This is a genomic window from Luteimicrobium sp. DT211 (genome assembly GCF_049844995.1).
In the GTDB taxonomy this organism is placed as follows: Bacteria; Actinomycetota; Actinomycetes; order Actinomycetales; family Cellulomonadaceae; genus Luteimicrobium.
In genome coordinates this window covers 458,852-473,954 of sequence record NZ_JBNCMC010000003.1, presented here as the reverse complement: position 1 = coordinate 473,954, position 15,103 = coordinate 458,852, and the positions used below count along the sequence as shown (strand labels likewise).

The 15,103-nt window shown below is 75.9% G+C and carries 12 protein-coding genes and 1 riboswitch; of the genes, 3 read left to right on the top strand and 9 right to left on the bottom strand.

Annotation, left to right across the window (positions count from 1 at the left end; genetic code table 11):
- Positions 1 to 57: 57 nt before the first annotated feature.
- Positions 58 to 1,275, bottom strand: a complete 1,218-nt coding sequence (locus ACLQ14_RS09815; protein WP_425812401.1) for an NADP-dependent isocitrate dehydrogenase — start codon at positions 1,273 to 1,275, stop codon at positions 58 to 60.
- 356 nt (positions 1,276 to 1,631) lie between these two features.
- Between ACLQ14_RS09815 and ACLQ14_RS09810 the strand changes: the two genes are divergently transcribed.
- The gene (locus tag ACLQ14_RS09810; RefSeq protein ID WP_425812399.1) at positions 1,632 to 2,663 is read left to right on the top strand and encodes an aquaporin; all 1,032 of its coding nucleotides are present in this window, start codon (positions 1,632 to 1,634) and stop codon (positions 2,661 to 2,663) included.
- 77 nt (positions 2,664 to 2,740) lie between these two features.
- On the opposite strand, the gene ACLQ14_RS09805 is transcribed toward ACLQ14_RS09810, so the two are convergent.
- Positions 2,741 to 3,043 carry a DUF3017 domain-containing protein gene (locus ACLQ14_RS09805; RefSeq protein WP_425812397.1) on the bottom strand — a complete coding sequence of 101 codons (303 nt, stop codon included), beginning with the start codon at positions 3,041 to 3,043 and terminating at the stop codon, positions 2,741 to 2,743.
- A 74-nt stretch (positions 3,044 to 3,117) separates the two neighbouring features.
- Between ACLQ14_RS09805 and ACLQ14_RS09800 the strand changes: the two genes are divergently transcribed.
- Positions 3,118 to 4,419: an NAD(P)/FAD-dependent oxidoreductase gene (locus tag ACLQ14_RS09800; RefSeq protein WP_425812395.1), complete on the top strand. Its 1,302-nt coding sequence runs from the start codon at positions 3,118 to 3,120 to the stop codon at positions 4,417 to 4,419.
- Between the two features lie 6 nt (positions 4,420 to 4,425).
- Here ACLQ14_RS09800 and ACLQ14_RS09795 read toward each other — a convergent pair whose 3' ends face one another.
- The 4 genes from ACLQ14_RS09795 to ACLQ14_RS09780 form a co-directional block, all read right to left on the bottom strand.
- The gene (locus ACLQ14_RS09795; protein ID WP_425812393.1) at positions 4,426 to 5,694 is read right to left on the bottom strand and encodes an NYN domain-containing protein; all 1,269 of its coding nucleotides are present in this window, start codon (positions 5,692 to 5,694) and stop codon (positions 4,426 to 4,428) included.
- A 527-nt stretch (positions 5,695 to 6,221) separates the two neighbouring features.
- Positions 6,222 to 7,865 (bottom strand): bifunctional phosphoribosylaminoimidazolecarboxamide formyltransferase/IMP cyclohydrolase, encoded by a 1,644-nt coding sequence (gene purH / locus ACLQ14_RS09790; RefSeq protein ID WP_425812391.1) that lies wholly within the window; start codon positions 7,863 to 7,865, stop codon positions 6,222 to 6,224.
- Between the two features lie 46 nt (positions 7,866 to 7,911).
- Positions 7,912 to 8,006: riboswitch (ZMP/ZTP riboswitch) on the bottom strand.
- Between the two features lie 71 nt (positions 8,007 to 8,077).
- Positions 8,078 to 10,075, bottom strand: coding sequence for a hypothetical protein (locus ACLQ14_RS09785; RefSeq protein WP_425812389.1), 1,998 nt, complete (start codon positions 10,073 to 10,075; stop codon positions 8,078 to 8,080).
- A gap of 81 nt (positions 10,076 to 10,156) precedes the next feature.
- Positions 10,157 to 11,638 (bottom strand): hypothetical protein, encoded by a 1,482-nt coding sequence (locus tag ACLQ14_RS09780; protein WP_425812387.1) that lies wholly within the window; start codon positions 11,636 to 11,638, stop codon positions 10,157 to 10,159.
- A gap of 129 nt (positions 11,639 to 11,767) precedes the next feature.
- On the opposite strand from ACLQ14_RS09780, the gene ACLQ14_RS09775 reads away from it, so the two are divergent.
- A complete protein-coding gene (locus ACLQ14_RS09775) occupies positions 11,768 to 12,190 on the top strand; it encodes a hypothetical protein (protein ID WP_425812385.1) in 423 nt (140 codons plus the stop codon).
- A gap of 4 nt (positions 12,191 to 12,194) precedes the next feature.
- Here ACLQ14_RS09775 and ACLQ14_RS09770 read toward each other — a convergent pair whose 3' ends face one another.
- From ACLQ14_RS09770 to ACLQ14_RS09760, 3 genes are read right to left on the bottom strand one after another with little or no spacing between them, the layout of a single operon-like run.
- Entirely contained in the window at positions 12,195 to 13,127 is a 933-nt protein-coding gene (locus ACLQ14_RS09770; protein WP_425812383.1) for an alpha/beta fold hydrolase, read from the bottom strand.
- Position 13,128: 1 nt separating this feature from the next.
- Positions 13,129 to 13,773: a phosphoribosylglycinamide formyltransferase gene (gene purN / locus ACLQ14_RS09765; RefSeq protein WP_425812381.1), complete on the bottom strand. Its 645-nt coding sequence runs from the start codon at positions 13,771 to 13,773 to the stop codon at positions 13,129 to 13,131.
- A gap of 20 nt (positions 13,774 to 13,793) precedes the next feature.
- The gene (locus tag ACLQ14_RS09760; RefSeq protein WP_425812379.1) at positions 13,794 to 15,053 is read right to left on the bottom strand and encodes a DUF6350 family protein; all 1,260 of its coding nucleotides are present in this window, start codon (positions 15,051 to 15,053) and stop codon (positions 13,794 to 13,796) included.
- Positions 15,054 to 15,103: the final 50 nt, after the last annotated feature.

The window sequence follows — 15,103 nt, the reverse complement described above, 5'->3', positions numbered from 1 at the left end:
GCGGATGCAAGATCGCGCGCACTCGTCCCTCAGGCCGGGCGTACCTACGTGCCGAACTCAGGCGAGACGAGCCTTGAGGTTCTCGTCGAGCGTGCCGAGGAACTCCTCGGTGGTCTGCCACGACTGCTCGGGCCCGACGAGGAGCGCGAGGTCCTTGGTCATCTTGCCGGACTCGACCGTCTTCACGACGACGTCCTCGAGCGTCTCGGCGAACTCGATGACGGCCGGGGTCCCGTCGAGCTTGCCGCGGTGCTTGAGCCCGCCGGTCCACGCGAAGATCGACGCGATCGGGTTGGTCGACGTCGGCTTGCCCTGCTGGTGCTGGCGGTAGTGACGCGTCACGGTGCCGTGCGCGGCCTCGGCCTCGACGGTCTGGCCGTCGGGGGTCATGAGCACGGACGTCATGAGGCCGAGCGAGCCGAAGCCCTGCGCGACGGTGTCCGACTGGACGTCGCCGTCGTAGTTCTTGCAGGCCCAGACGTACCCGCCCTCCCACTTCATCGCGGAGGCCACCATGTCGTCGATGAGACGGTGCTCGTAGGTGAGGCCCGCAGCCTCGAAGTCCGCCTTGAACTCGGTGTCGAAGATCTCCTGGAACAGGTCCTTGAACTGGCCGTCGTAGGCCTTGAGGATCGTGTTCTTGGTGGAGAGGTACACCGGGTAGTTCCGCTGCAGCCCGTACGCGAACGACGCCCGCGCGAAGTCGCGGATCGAGTCGTTGAAGTTGTACATCCCCATGGCGACGCCGCCGCCCTCGGGATACGTGACGACCTCCTGCTTGATCGGCTCGGAGCCGTCCGCCGGGGTGTAGGTCAGCGTCAGGGTCCCGGCGCCGGGGACCTTGAAGTTCGTGGCGCGGTACTGGTCGCCGAACGCGTGGCGGCCGATGATGATCGGCTTGTTCCAGCCGGGCACCAGGCGCGGGATGTTCGAGATGATGATCGGCTCGCGGAAGACGACGCCGCCGAGGATGTTGCGGATCGTGCCGTTGGGCGAGACCCACATCTTCTTGAGGCCGAACTCCTCGACCCGCGCCTCGTCGGGCGTGATCGTCGCGCACTTGACGCCGACGTGGTGCTCCTTGATCGCGTTCGCCGCGTCGACGGTGACCTGGTCGTCCGTCGCGTCGCGGTTCTGGATCGACAGGTCGTAGTACTTGAGGTCCACGTCGAGGTACGGGTGGATGAGGCGGTCCTTGATGAACTGCCAGATGATGCGGGTCATCTCGTCGCCGTCGAGCTCGACGACCGGACCTTCGACCTTGATCTTCGCCATGCGCGGGTCACTCCCGGGGTATCAGCCTGGTTTGCTGGGGCCCGGGGCCCGGGCGCCGGTGGCGGACGTCGTTCGTGCCGCGCGTCGGCGCCCGCACTGCGCGGGCCGGCCCGCGATCGCGGGCACCGCCCCCAGATTACTTGATGTCAAGAGACTTCGGTGCGGGACGCCGTCGGGCATGCCCTGCCGAGGCGGCCGCCGAGCGCTGCGTTTCCCAGGAGAAACACATGGTCGGACGGGAAGATCTCCGCGATTTCGGGCATCGCAGATGGCAAGATGGCGGCTGCATGCCCATTCGCCGCGTGGCGGCCGCCGCTGCGCCCCATCAGAACGGACAGGTCATTCCCATGTCGCAGGTGACAGTTGCCCCGGTGCCCGCGGAGGCGGCGCCCCCGGCCCGGACGGAGTCGTCGCTCGCGGCGCGGCTCGGTGCCGAGGCGTTCGGCACGTTCGGTCTCGTACTCGCGATCGTCGGCGTCGCCCTCTACGACCGGTTCTCGAACGGCAGCTACGTGTTCCCCGTCGCGATCGCGGGCGGCCTCGGCGTCGCGGCGCTGATCGCGTCCGTGGGTCACGTCTCGGGCGGCCACTTCAACCCCGCCGTCACGTTCGGCCTGAGCCTCGTGGGGCGCGCCAAGTGGCGCGACCTGGTGCCGTACTGGATCGCCCAGGTCGTCGGTGGCACCGCCGCCGCGGCGCTGCTCTTCGCGACGATCCCCGACACCCTCGTCAAGGCGCTGAGCGAGAAGAGCACGCGGTCCCTCTTCGCTGGCACCGCCAACGGCTGGGCCGACCACTCCCCCCTCTCCGGTCTGTCGTCGGGCCAGGCCCAGTTCTCGCTGACGGCCGCCCTCCTCATCGAGGTCGTGGTCACGGCCGTGTTCGTCGGCGTCATCATCGGCGTCACGGACAGCCGCGCCAAGATCAAGTTCGCGCCGATCGCCATCGGCTTCGCGCTGTTCGCCGCGATCATCGTCGCCGGCCCGATCACCAACGCGTCGGTCAACCCGGCCCGCTCGACGGCGTCCGCCATCTTCTCGACGGGCAACATCTTCACGTTCAAGGGCGTCGCCGGGCAGCTGTGGCTGTTCTGGGTCGCCCCGCTGGTCGGTGCCGGCATCGCGGCGCTCTTCTACCTGGCGTTCGCGGCCCCGCGCCGCTCCGCGGCCCTCGCCGAGGGCTCCGCCAACCCGGTGGGCGACGCCGTCGCCGAGGCCGAGGAGAAGCTCGAGTCCGCCGCCGGCGACCTGCACGCCAAGGCCGACGAGCTGCGCGACAAGGCCGCCGACGGCGAGGTCACCGACCTCAGGGACGCGGCCAACCCGTCCGCGGACGACGCGGCGAAGGGCACGGACGGCACCGAGGGCACGGACAAGCCCCAGGTCTGAGCCACCCCCGAGACGACGCGAGAGCCCGGCCGCCGTAGGGCGGCCGGGCTCTCGCGCGTCCGGGTTCGCGCGGCGCCTCAGGCGACCAGGCTCGGCGACGTGAAGGCGAGGACGGCGATCACGGCTCCGAGGAGCACGTACCCGACGACGTCGAGCACCCGGCCGCGGACCGCCACCCCGGGCAGCCCGGGCTCGGGCCCGACCGCCCGCGCCACGGCGAGCGCGAACAGCGTGCCCGAGACGACGGAGCAGCCCGCCCGCGGCCCCACGACGGCGAACGTAACGGTCGCGGCGGCGACCGCGGCGACGACGAGCCACACGGCGACGCTGGTGCGGCGCGGGACGACGATCTCGTCGGTCGGGGGGCGGTGCTCGGACACGCAGGTGCTCCGTACGGTGCGGGGGATTTGTCGGTCCGAGCCTACCGGTGCCCGCACGCGGCTACGGTGGTCGGGTGACGTCTGATCGCGAGGAGTCCCTGCGCAGCGTGGTGGTCGTGGGCGGCGGGCTGGGCGGCGCGCAGACCGTCGCGGCCCTGCGCGCCCAGGGGTTCGACGGCCGGGTGACGCTGCTCGGCGCCGAGGGCCGGCCGCCCTACGACCGGCCGCCGCTGTCGAAGGAGCTGTTCGAGCGCGACGCGCCCGCCGACCTGGTCCACGAGATGGGGATCGACGTGCGGGCCCTCGCGGACGACGTCCGCGCCACCGACCCCGCCCGGGCCCTCGAGGTGGGACCCGACGGGGTGAGCGTGGCGACGTCGTCGGGCACGGTGGAGGCGGACGCGGTGGTGCTCGCCGTGGGCTCGCGACCGGTGGTCCCCCCCGGGTGGGAGCACGCGTCGCTGCTGCACACGTGGGACGACGCCGCGCGGCTGCGCGCCCGCCTGACGCCCGGCACGCGCCTCGTGTCGGTGGGTGCGGGATGGATCGGCGCCGAGGTCGCGGGAGTCGCGACGAAGGCGGGCTGCGAGGTCGTCGTCGTGGAGGCGCTCGACGTCCCGCTCGAGCGGCAGCTCGGGGCCGACGTCGGGCAGCACCTCGCCCCCTGGTACGCGGGCGCGGGCGTCGAGCTGCGGCTCGGCGAGGCCGTCACCGCGATCCGGGGCGACGACGACGGCGCCGGCGGCGCGACGGTCGAGCTCGCCTCGGGCGCGGCACTCCACGGCGACGTGGTGCTCGCGGCGGTGGGCGCACGGCCCGCCACCGACTGGCTGCGTGGGACGCTGCCCATGGACGCGCGCGGCTCGCTCGCGGGCGACGCCGTCGGGCGCGTGGCCCCACGCGTGTACGCGGTGGGCGACTGCGTGACCCGGCACGGCACGGTGTACGGGGACGTGCCGGGCGGGCACTGGTCGGCCGCGCTGCACGACCCGGAGGGCACCGTGCGGGCCCTGCTCGCCGACCTCTCCGCCGGCGCCGCGGGCGACCCCGCGCCCGGGCACGCGCCCTACGTCTTCAGCCAGCAGCTGGGTCACGACCTGGCCCTGTTCGGGACGCCGTCGCCGTTCGACGAGGTCGTCCTGCGCGGGCTGCCCGGGCACGACGACGGCTGGGCCGCCCTGTACCTGGACGACGACGACGAGGAGGTCCGCGACGGCAGGCGACTGGCCCGGCTGCGCGCCGTCCTCGTCGTCGACCGGCACCGCGAGGTCGGGGCGCTGCGGCGCCTGCTGCGTGCGGGCCTGCCGCTGGTCGACGTGGCCGCCGCCGCGGACGTCACGCGGCCCCTCAAGGACGCCGTGGTGCCGGTCGGCTGACGTCCGTCAGACGGTCAGGACGTAGCCGTCCTCGTCGTCGTCCCAGCGCAGCTCCACGACCCCCGCCTCCGCGGCCGCCTTGCAGAACTGCAGGAACCCGCGGAAGCCGAGCGTCTTCTCGCTGAAGGCCGGCCGCCGCTTGCGCACCTGGTCCTTGAGGCCCGACATCGCCGCCGAGCCGCCGTCGTCGGCCACCACGGACCGCAGCAGCGCGAACGCCTCCGCCGTGTCGCCCTGCGCCGGCAGCGACACCGACGGGTCGCCCGCCGCCGGGCCGGTCCCCAGCTCGACGATCCCCCGGTCCGCGAGGTACCGCACGAACTCCCCGAAGGACCTGAACCCGTACTCCGACTCCGAGAACGTCGGGTCCTTGCGCAGCAGCGCCCGCTTGAGCGCCGACGCCGTCACGTCGCCGCTCGTCGAGGACTCCAGGTCCGCCAGCGTCTGCGCGACCCGGACCTCCATGGTCGGGCCCTCGGCGACGCCGTCGTTCTCGTCGCCCTCGTCGTCGTGCTCGTCCTCGTCCGCCTCGTTCGCCGGCTCGGGCTCCGGGGGCGTCTGGGTCTTCGCGGCGCCCTTGCGGGTCGAGCGTCGCGAACCCGACGCCTTCTCGGGAGCGGGTGTCTCCGTCTCGCCGCCGGCCTCCGGCACCTCGGCCGCCGCGTCCGCGGGCGCCTCGGCGGCAGGCTCGGTCTCGGCCTCCGCGCCGGGCGCCGCGGCCTTGGCCCGGCCCCTCCCCCGACGCGCGGGCCGCTGCGTCGACGATCGGCTCGACTTCGACTCGCCGGGCTCCGGCACGTCCACGCCCTCGAGCCGGTCGTAGAACAGGAACTCGTCGCACGCGGGAGGCAGCAGGCGCGACGTCGACAGCTCGACGCCCACCCCGATGACCCGCTTGTTGAGCTCGCGGAGCTTGTGGACCAGCGGCGAGAAGTCGCTGTCGCCCGTGCACATCACGAACGTCGAGATGTAGTCGCGCTCGAACGCCATCTCGATCGCGTCCACGACCATCTTGATGTCGGCCGCGTTCTTGCGGGACGCACCCATCCGCTGCGGCATCTCGATGAGCTCGACCTGGTGACGCGTCAGGGCGCGGCGGTCCTCGTCGAAGTACGACCAGTCCGCGTACGCGCGCCTCACGACCACCCGCCCGCGCACCGCGAGCGCGTCCGCGATCGGCCCGAAGTCGAACGTCATGCCGCCCAGGTGCTCCCGTGCGCCGAGCGCGAGGTTCTCGTAGTCGAGGAAGACGGCCAGGCGTTCTTCGGTGTCCATGCACGTCAGCCTACGGGGGCGTCGTGGTCCTTGCGTCCGGCGCCGGTATGCGTCCGGCGCCGGGCCGGGACGTGTGCGCGCGATCTTCCATCGCGCGCTCGTTCCTCGCGCGCTCCCGCCAGGCCCGCCAGGCCCGCGCGCGCACGTCCCGCCCGTCGCCTCGGCGGTCACGTCGCCTTCCGGCTGCTCCCGGCCGCCCCGCGTCCGTCGCGCCAAGCTTGAGCGTGCCGGCCGGCGACGAGCCCCCGCCCTCGTCCTTGGCGGATTCCCTCGAGCTCGGCGCGACGCTCGACGGCCAGCCCCCTCCCGGGAGAGGGAACCGGCAGGCGACACGCGCGGGCCCGCCCGACGGCGCTGCAGCAGCGGCGACCCGACCGCCGAGCCGCGCCCGGGGTTGTGTGCGCGCGATCGTGGTGGGTCTGGCGGGAGCCGAGCGAGGGACGAGCGAGGCGGATGGAAGATCGCGCGCACACAACCCCGGGCGCGGCGGACCGGACCACGAGCGCCGGCCGACCACAACGACTCGGTCAGTGCGCGAAGTGGCGCGTGCCCGTGAAGTACATGGTGACGCCCGCCGCCTCGGCCGCCGCGACGACCTCGTCGTCGCGGATGGATCCTCCGGGCGCGACGACCGCGCGGACGCCGGCGTCGAGGAGGATCTGCAGGCCGTCGGCGAACGGGAAGAACGCGTCCGACGCCGCGACGGCGCCGCGGGCGCGCTCCTCGCCGTCGGCGAGCGTGTTGGCGCGCTCGACGGCGAGCCTGCAGGAGTCGACCCGGTTGACCTGGCCCATGCCGATGCCGACCGCGGCCTGGTCGTGGGCGAGGAGGATCGCGTTGGACTTCACGGCTCGGATCGAGGTCCACGCGAACGCGAGGTCGGCGAGGGTCGCCTCGTCGGCGGCCGCACCGGCGACGAGCCGCCAGCTCTCGGGGGCGTCGCCGCCCGTGATCTCGCCGTCCGCGTCGCGCACGACGGCGTCGACCTTGTCGACGGTCTGCACGAGGACCCCGCCGGAGACGGCGCGGAACTCGATCGGGTCGTCGTGGGCCTCGGCGGGGAGCACGAGGACACGGAGGTTCTTCTTGCTCGCGAGCACGTCGAGCGCCCCCTGCTCGAAGCCGGGGGCCACGATCACCTCGGTGAACACGGGCTTGAGGGCCTCGGCGAGCTCGGTCGTGACGACCCGGTTCGAGGCGACGACGCCGCCGTACGCGGACACGGGGTCGGTCGCGTGAGCCTTGCGGTACGCGTCCGCGATGTCGTCGGCGGTCGCGACGCCGCACGGGTTGTTGTGCTTGACGACGGCGACCGCGGGCTCGTCGTGGTCGAACGCGGCGCGGCGCGCGGCGTCGGCGTCGACGTAGTTGTTGTAGCTCATCTCCTTGCCCTGGAGCTGGGTCGCGGTGGCGAGCCCCCCGCGCCAGTGGGTGTAGAGCGCGGCCTTCTGGTGCGGGTTCTCGCCGTAGCGGAGCACCGCGGACCGCTCCCACGTCGCGCCGGTGAAGGCCGGGAAGCCCTGCCCCTCGTCGTCGGGCGCGTAGACGCTGCCGAACCAGGAGGCGACCGCGACGTCGTACGCGGCGGTGTGCGCGAACGCCTGGGCGGCGAGGCGCTTGCGGGCGGCGAAGGTGAAGCCCCCGTCGGTCACGGCGGCGAGCACGTCGCCGTACGCGGCCGGGTCGACGACGACCGCGACGCTCGGGTGGTTCTTCGCGGCGGCGCGGACCATCGAGGGGCCGCCGATGTCGATCTGCTCGACGCACTCGTCGGGCGTCGCACCGGAGAGCACGGTCGCGCGGAACGGGTAGAGGTTGACGACGACGAGCTCGAACGGAGCGACGCCAAGCTCGTCCAGCTGGGCGAGGTGCTCGGGCTTGCGGGAGTCCGCGAGGATTCCCGCGTGGACGCGCGGGTGCAGCGTCTTCACGCGGCCCTCGAGGCACTCGGGGAAGCCGGTGAGGTCCTCGACCTTGGTGACCGGGATGCCCTCGGCCGCGACGGTGGCGGCGGTGGAGCCGGTCGACACGAGCTCGACGCCGGCGTCGTGCAGACCGCGGGCGAGCTCGACGAGGCCGGTCTTGTCGTAGACGGAGAGCAGCGCGCGACGGATCGGACGACGCGAGTCGTCGGCGAGCTGGACGGGGGGCAGCGACGGGGCGCCGGACATGGTTCCTCCTGAGCGACAGCGCCCGGCGGTCGCCGGGCGGGCGATGGTCCGACGCCCAGGCGGACGACGTCGGGTCTCAGAAGGTGCCGGCCGCTCCCCGGTGGTCGATCCCACCTGTCAACGCCAGTCGCGGCCGCCGCCAGTCTACCGGCCGTCGCGGGCGCGCCGACGGGTGGCCCGGTGCACCACCGGGCCACCCGTCCGCCGACTGGTCAGCCGCGCGGCGAGCCGGGCACCGGCCGGCCCTCGATCACGCGGTCGATCGTGTCGCGCGACCAGCGCCGGTAACCGCCCTCGAAGCCTGCCCCGACCAGCACGAGCGCGAGCGCCAGCCACAGCAGCCACAGGTCGCCCGCGCCGGTCTGGGCGAGCGCCGTCGGGACGGAGGCGGCGGCGTCGGACGCCGTGACGCCCGACGCGGTGACGCCCGCTCCCGCCGCGGCGGCCGTCACCTCCGGGGCGACTGCCGGGGCGCTCCCGGTCGTCACGTAGCTCGCGGGCTGCGTCCCGCCGGTGCCCGTCGGCGTCGTCGAGCTGCCCGAACCGGGGGTGCCGGGCTCGCCCGGTGTGCCGGGAGAGCCGGGGCCGCCGGGAGTTCCCGGGGTGCCGGGGTCGCCGGGGGTTCCCGGAGTGCCGGGGTCGCCCGGAGTGCCGGGGTCGCCCGGGGTCGTCGTGTCGGTGGCGCAGCCCGAGGCGTCGCCCAGGACGGCGACGGCGGTGCAGCCGACCGTCACGGGCAGCGTGACGGGGACGGCGAGCCCGACCGACGGGAGGGCTGCCAGCGCGTCGGGGACGGCGGAGTCGAGGCTCAGGCCGTCCTCGGTGGCGTGGTCCAGCAGGCCGCCGTCGGCGAGCACGGCATCGGTCGTCCCAGTGGGTTCGACGAGCTGCTGGAGGGCGCCGGCCGACCCGAGGAGCTGGTCGGTCAGGCCCCCGGGCGCGACGAGCGCGTCGATGGGACCGTCGGCGTCCAGCGCCCGGTCCACCGTGCCGGCCGAACCGAGCAGGGACCGGGTCAGGCCCTCCTGGTCGACGAGCGAGCCGAGGATCCCCGGCTCGCCGGCGGCCGGGGTCGACCCCGGCACGCGCCCGGCGACGGACGCGTCGCCGACGACGGCGGCCGCCACGCCCGAGACGGTCACGGGAACCGTCACGGGCGCCTGCACGGACTGCGCGGGAAGCCCGGCGAGGCCGCCCGACAGGACGTCGTCCACGGCGCCGCCGTCGCCGACGGCGGACTGCAGCAGGCCTGCCGGGTCGGTACGCCCGGTCAGGAGCTGCTCGACGGAGCCGTTCTCGCCGAGCGTCCCGTCGACCGCCCGGGCGAGCGCCCCGTGCCGGGAGAGCAGGTCGTCCGCGACGCCGTCCGGCCCGAGCAGGTCCGTGACCGCGCGTTGGACCGTCCCGCCGTCACCGAGGATCTGGCGCCCCTCGTCCGCGACGGAGCCGAGCGCGTGCTCGACGTCGGGCGTGGTGCTGCTCCCCGCGACGTCGGTGAGGACGTCGTCGAGCGTCGCGTGGCCGGACGTGACGTCGTCGACCAGGCCGTCCGGGCCGAGCGTGGCGCGGACGACGCCGGTCACGCCGGTGCCGGTGCGCCCGAGCACGCGGGGAAGCAGCGTCTCGTGGTGCGAGGAGCCGCTGCGGTGGCCGACCGACGCGTCTCCGAGCACGGCCGCAGCCACGTGGTGCACGGTGACGGGGGCCCGCACCGGCGCCTTGACGCTCACGCCGGAGCTGCGGGTGGAGGCGGGTGACGAGCCCGACGAGGGCGTCGCCGCCCGGCCGGAGCTCCGGTGCGCGGCGCGCGCGTCGCCGAGGACGCCGACGGCGACGTGCCGGACCCGGACGGGCACCCGCACCGGTGCGGCGACCCGCACGCCCTTCGACGCGCTCGACGACGACGGCGCGGCAGGACGCGTGGCCCCGTGACTCCGCGCCCCGGTGGGCGACGCGTGGGTCGTGGCCTTCGCGGTCCCGCCGACGGACGCGACGACGTCGTGCACGGTCACAGGCACGGAGACGGGCGCGTCGACGGACACGTCCGGGAGGAGCCCGCCGAGCAGGCTCGCGGTGTGGTGGGTCGCCGTCGGGGCCGGGGTGGGCTCCGCCGACGGGCCGTCGGCCGCGTGGGCCGCGGCGGTGCCGGCGAGGCACAGCCCGCCGGTGACGAGCGCCGTCTGCAGCGCTCGTCGAAGCATGGTTCGCATGGGTGTACTCCTGGTCTGACGTCGGGCCGGCGACGATCGCCGCCGGTGGCTCGCGCCGTCGCGAGGACGGCCGGGCCGGCGTCAGGCAGGAGAGACGGGGACCTCGAGAAGGACGCCGAGGTGGCGGGCGAGCGACTCCGAGGCCGCGCGTGCCCAGGTCAGGGCGCCGGAGGTCCGGGCCGCCTCGAGTGCCGCGGCGTCGGAGCCGCGGTGGGCCCGTGCCGCGGACGGGTCGGGACCGGCCGTCGGCGAGGCCGAGCCGGGCGCCCCGGGCGAGGCGGGCGGCGTCGACGACGGCGACACGTCCCCGGCGGTCTCGCCAGCGAGCCGTGCGGGGGCCGCGTCGGCGGGGGCCGGGGCCGCCAAGCGGGCGGCTGCCCCGAAGTGGCGGGTCGGCGACGCAGCCACCCGCGAGAAGGAGGGGACCCGCTGCACCGTCGCGCGCTCCCGGGTGCCGGCGGGCGTCGACGCCGGGGCGGTGCGCGCCGCGCCGGTCCCGCGCACGGTCCGGGTCGACGGCCCGGCGGCCGTGCGCTCACGCCCCGCGGGGCGGTCCCCGTACCTGCTTCCCGTCTCCGCGGGCGGCCCGACGCCGGGCGGGCGCGGCCCACCCGGGCCGTGGGGCAGCACCGGGTCGGTGACGGGCGCGAGGGGGTCGGTGACCGGGTCCAGCACGGTGGTGACCGGCCGGACGAGGCCGAGGACGGGCCCGACGGCGTCCGTCACCGGCCGCACCGCGGGCGACAGCGCCCGGGTCACGGGCGCCAGCGCGCCGGCGACCGGAGCCGTCACCCCGCCGAGGACCGGCGCGAGGGCGTGCGTGACCGGGTCGAGCACGGGCCGCACCGAGGACGCCACCCGGTCGAGCACCGGCGTCACGGGATCAGCAGCCCAGGCGACCGTGGACGTGACCGGGTGCAGGACGCCGCCGACGGTCTCCGCCACGGGCGCCAGCGCGCGGGCCGCCGTCTCGACGGTCTGGGTCACGGGCCGCGGCCGGGTCGCGTCGCCCGGGTGCGTGGGCGGCGGGACCGGCCGGTCCGACGGCGCGTGCTCCGGCGCCGAAGCCGGCCGCGACGCCACAGGGTGCGTCGGGGTGGGGCGGTGGGTGGGCGTCGTGCCGTTCGTGGCCGTCGTGCGGCGCTCGGGTGCGGCCTTCGCGGGCACCTCCCCCGCGGACGACGGCCGCGGCGCTGCGTGAGGAGCCGGGTGCGGCGAGGGTGTCGCGGCCGGAACCGGCGCCGCGGGAGCCCGAGGCACGCGGGGGCGCGACGTCCCGGCTGCTCCCCCGCCCGACAGCGGTTCCTGCGTCGTCGTGGCGACCGCCGTGACGCCCTCGACGACCGGTCGCAGCACGCGGTCGGCCACCTGCTGCACCGTCCCGCTGACGGGCGCGAGGAGCTGGCCGAGACCCGGGTCGGGGCGGTCGTGGGCCGACGCCGACGAGGCGAGGACGAGGCCGAGGGCGGCGCCTCCGACCACCCCGACGCCTGCTCCGACGGCACGCAGCGCCCAGCGACGAAGGCGCTGTGCCCCCGTCGTGCCCGGCGCGTGCTGCGTCATCGGCCTCCTCCGGCGTCTGCGGCGGACGTGTCCGATCTCGACACTCGGGCGAACAGACCTGTTACGCAACCGGGGCAACGAATTTTCACCCGGGTTGCCCAACGGGTGGCCCGACGCGACCGTGGTGCCATGAACCTCGTCGTCCGGTCGTCGCTCGTCGGCGTCGCCGCGGGCTCGCGCAGCACGCTCGGGCTGGCCCAGCCGTTCCTCCGCTCCCCGCGCCGCGGCCTCCGCGTGCTCGGCGTGCTCGCCGTCGGGGCGGAGCTCGTGGGCGACAAGCTGCCGGCCACCCCGAGCCGCGTCGACCCGCCGGGTCCGGCCGTGCGCGCGGCGGCCGGGGCGGTCGGTGCCGCCGCGCTCGCCCGGCACGCCGGCACCCGCTCGGCCGCCGCCGTCCTGACGGCCGCCGCCCTCGGGGCGGCCGCCTCCGCCCTGGGCACCTACGGCGGGGCTGCCTGGCGCCGGTTCGTCGCCGGCCGCGGCCTGCCCGACCTGCCGGCCGCGCTCGCCGAGGACGCCGCTGCGATCACGCTCGCCGCCCTCGCGCGCTGACGGGTCAGGGCGCGCCTGCGACGCGCCGGACGAAGTCGACGACGACGTCCGGGTACCCCGGCACGAACCTGCCGTCCACGCTCTGGAGCCGGTGGTCGCCGCCCGCGAGCACCGCGACGTCGAGCAGGCGCGGCGGCACGAGGCCCCGCAGAGCGGCGACGCTCCGTTCGACCGGCACCACGCCGTCGTCGTCGCCGAACACGGCCAGCAGCGGCACGCGGAGGCGGCGCAGGGCGTCCTGCGGATCGTGCCCGACGAGCAGCGTCGCCAGCTCCCAGACCTCGCGCGAGCCCGGGACGAACGCGCCGAGCGCCGCGAGGCGGTCGAGCACGTCGCGGCGCTCCGAGACGCCGGACCAGGCCCGCGCCTCGTCGTAGGCGGCGCCGCGCTCGGCCAGCGCCATCAGCCCGTCGAAGACGGCGAGCGCCTCGTCCGCGTCGGCCCAGCCCGCGCGGCGGACCGCCGTCGCCGTCGAGAAGCGTTCCTGGTCGCCCGGTGTCACGGCCGGCCCGGAACTGGTGACGACGCCCGCCACGTCGGCCCGCGAGGCCGCCTCGAGCACGACCCACCCGCCCTGCGAGTGCCCGAACAGCACCGTCGGCACGGCGGCGCCACCGATTCCGCCCCCCGCGGCGCCCAGGGCGGTGCGCGCCACGCGGAGTCCCGCGGCGGCGTCGTCGGCCTGGTCGGGGATCGCCGTGGTGAGCCAGGAGCCCTCCGACCCGCCCACGCCGCGCTTGTCGTACGACGCCACGGCGGCGCCCGCGGCCAGGAGGGCGCCGCGGACGGGCGGGAAGAACGCGTCGTTGTCGCGGTCCGACGGGCCCGAGCCCGGGTGCATGAGGACGAGCGCCCGCGCGGGGCCGTCGGGAAGCCACAGGCTCCCCGCGAGCGTGCCGCCCCCGCCTCGCGCGACGAGCGGCAGCGGCGGCGTCATGTCAGCGGCCGAACCGGGTGCGACGCCCCTCGACGACGAGGCCCTCGCGCGCCGCCCGGCCCACCACGTCCACCAGGAGGGCGCGCTCCGCGACCTTGATGCGCTCGTGCAGGCTCGCCTCGTCGTCGTCGTCCTCGACCGGGACCGCGACCTGGGCGACGATCGGCCCGCTGTCGACGCCCTCGTCGACGACGATGAGGCTGCAGCCGGTGACCTTGACGCCATACGCGAGAGCGTCGCGCACGCCGTGGGCGCCGGGGAACGACGGCAGCAGCGCCGGGTGCGCGTTGAGCATGCGGCCGCCGAACCGCGCGAGGAACGGCGCGCCGACGAGCTTCATGAAGCCCGCGAGGACGACGAGGTCCGGCGAGAAGACGGCGACCGCCTCGGTGAGCGCCTCGTCCCACACGGCGCGGTCGGGGAAGTCCTTGAGGCTCACGACGGCGGTGGGGATCCCCGCCTCCTGCGCGAGCTCGAGCGCCCGGATGCCGGGCCGGTCCGCGACGACGCCGACGACGCGCGCGCCGTACGCGGGGTCCGTGTGCGCGGCGAGCAGCGCCGCGAGGTTCGAGCCGGCGCCGCTCACGAGGACGACGAGGCGGGTGGAGGACGTGACGTCCACGGGCTGGCCGGAGGGGGTCTGCACGGCCTTACCCTAGCGGCGCGTCAGCGGCGCGACCGGCCCCGCAGGTCGAGGAGCCGCCAGCCGACGGCGAGTGCCACGCCGAGCAGCACCCACGCCGCCGCAAGCCCCCCGACGAGCCACGGCCGCGCGCCCACGGTGCGCATGGCGCCCGGCCCGACCGCGCCGCCCGCGACGGCCTCGAGCCCCGCCACGAGCACGCCGGCGACGACCGCCGCCGTGAGCACGGACGTCACGAGCCCGGTCCAGGTGGTGCCGCCCGCGAACGCGTGCGCGCGCCACAGGTAGACGCCCGCGACGACGCCGGCCGCCACCACGACCAGCACCGACGCCTGCGCGACCGGGTTCGCCCATCCGGGTCCGGGCAGCGCGCCGACGAGCGGCACGAGGGGAAGGGCGCCGTCGACGTGCGACGACGGGGCGTACCCCGAGCCGGCGCCCACCGCGAACCCTGGCCCGACGAGCCACGCGAGCGCCCACGCCACGAGGTTCGGGACGAACGCGAGCTGCGCGACCCCGAGCAGCATCCCGGACGCCGTCCCCGGGTCGAGCGCCCGCAGCACGTCGCCGACGGTCGACCGCCCCGACACCGCCCACACGACGAGCAGGACGCCGGCCGCGGCGATCGCGAGCAGCACCGCGACGACCCCGGCGGCGGCTCCGCGCCGGACGCCGTCCAGCGCGACAGAGGGCACGGGCAGCCGCGGCTCGAGGGCCTCCTGGAACCGCTCGGCGAGCTCGCCGAGGGTCGGGGCGTCCGGGCGGGTGGTGAGGCCGAGGCCCAGCCCCGCGAGGGCCAGGAGCGCCCCTCCGACGGGCGCCCAGAGCAGTCCACCGGGCGCGACGGGCGCGGTGAACGCCGCGACGGCGGTGACCACCGCGGCGTAGCCGAGCACCGCGAAGGCGAGGGCGGCGGCGCGGGGCCGCAGGGTGCGCCGTCCGACGGCGAACGCCACGAACAGCGCGAGCGCGGTGACGCCGAGCGGCACGATCGTCAGGGTGGCGCCGCTCGCCTCGACCGGGACGCCGTGCCCGAGCAGCCAGGTCGACGCCGCGATGGTCGCCGCGCCCGACCAGCCCGCGCCCGTCGGGCTAGCCACCAGCACCGCCCCGACCACCAGGACGACCACGAGCAGCGTGAGGACGACGCACTCGACGACGACCACCACGGCCGACAGGAACGACGCGACCAGCTCGGACGGCGCGCCCCGGCGACGGCCGCCGTCGGGCGCGTCGAGGGTGCGCGCGCGGGGCGAGCGCGTGGGGGTGCCGGTGGAGCTCACGCGCCCATCGTCCCCGACGTCGCGCCGCGCCCCGTGCAGGCCGCGCCGTC

Excerpts from the sequence above, each read along its gene's own strand:
- ACLQ14_RS09815 (WP_425812401.1), bottom strand. The coding sequence starts at position 1,275 with ATGGCGAAGATCAAGGTCGAAGGTCCGGTCGTCGAGCTCGACGGCGAC.
- ACLQ14_RS09795 (WP_425812393.1), bottom strand. The coding sequence starts at position 5,694 with ATGGACACCGAAGAACGCCTGGCCGTCTTCCTCGACTACGAGAACCTC.
- purH (WP_425812391.1), bottom strand. The coding sequence starts at position 7,865 with ATGTCCGGCGCCCCGTCGCTGCCCCCCGTCCAGCTCGCCGACGACTCG.
- ACLQ14_RS09785 (WP_425812389.1), bottom strand. The coding sequence starts at position 10,075 with ATGCGAACCATGCTTCGACGAGCGCTGCAGACGGCGCTCGTCACCGGC.
- ACLQ14_RS09780 (WP_425812387.1), bottom strand. The coding sequence starts at position 11,638 with ATGACGCAGCACGCGCCGGGCACGACGGGGGCACAGCGCCTTCGTCGC.
- ACLQ14_RS09775 (WP_425812385.1), top strand. The coding sequence starts at position 11,768 with ATGAACCTCGTCGTCCGGTCGTCGCTCGTCGGCGTCGCCGCGGGCTCG.
- ACLQ14_RS09770 (WP_425812383.1), bottom strand. The coding sequence starts at position 13,127 with ATGACGCCGCCGCTGCCGCTCGTCGCGCGAGGCGGGGGCGGCACGCTC.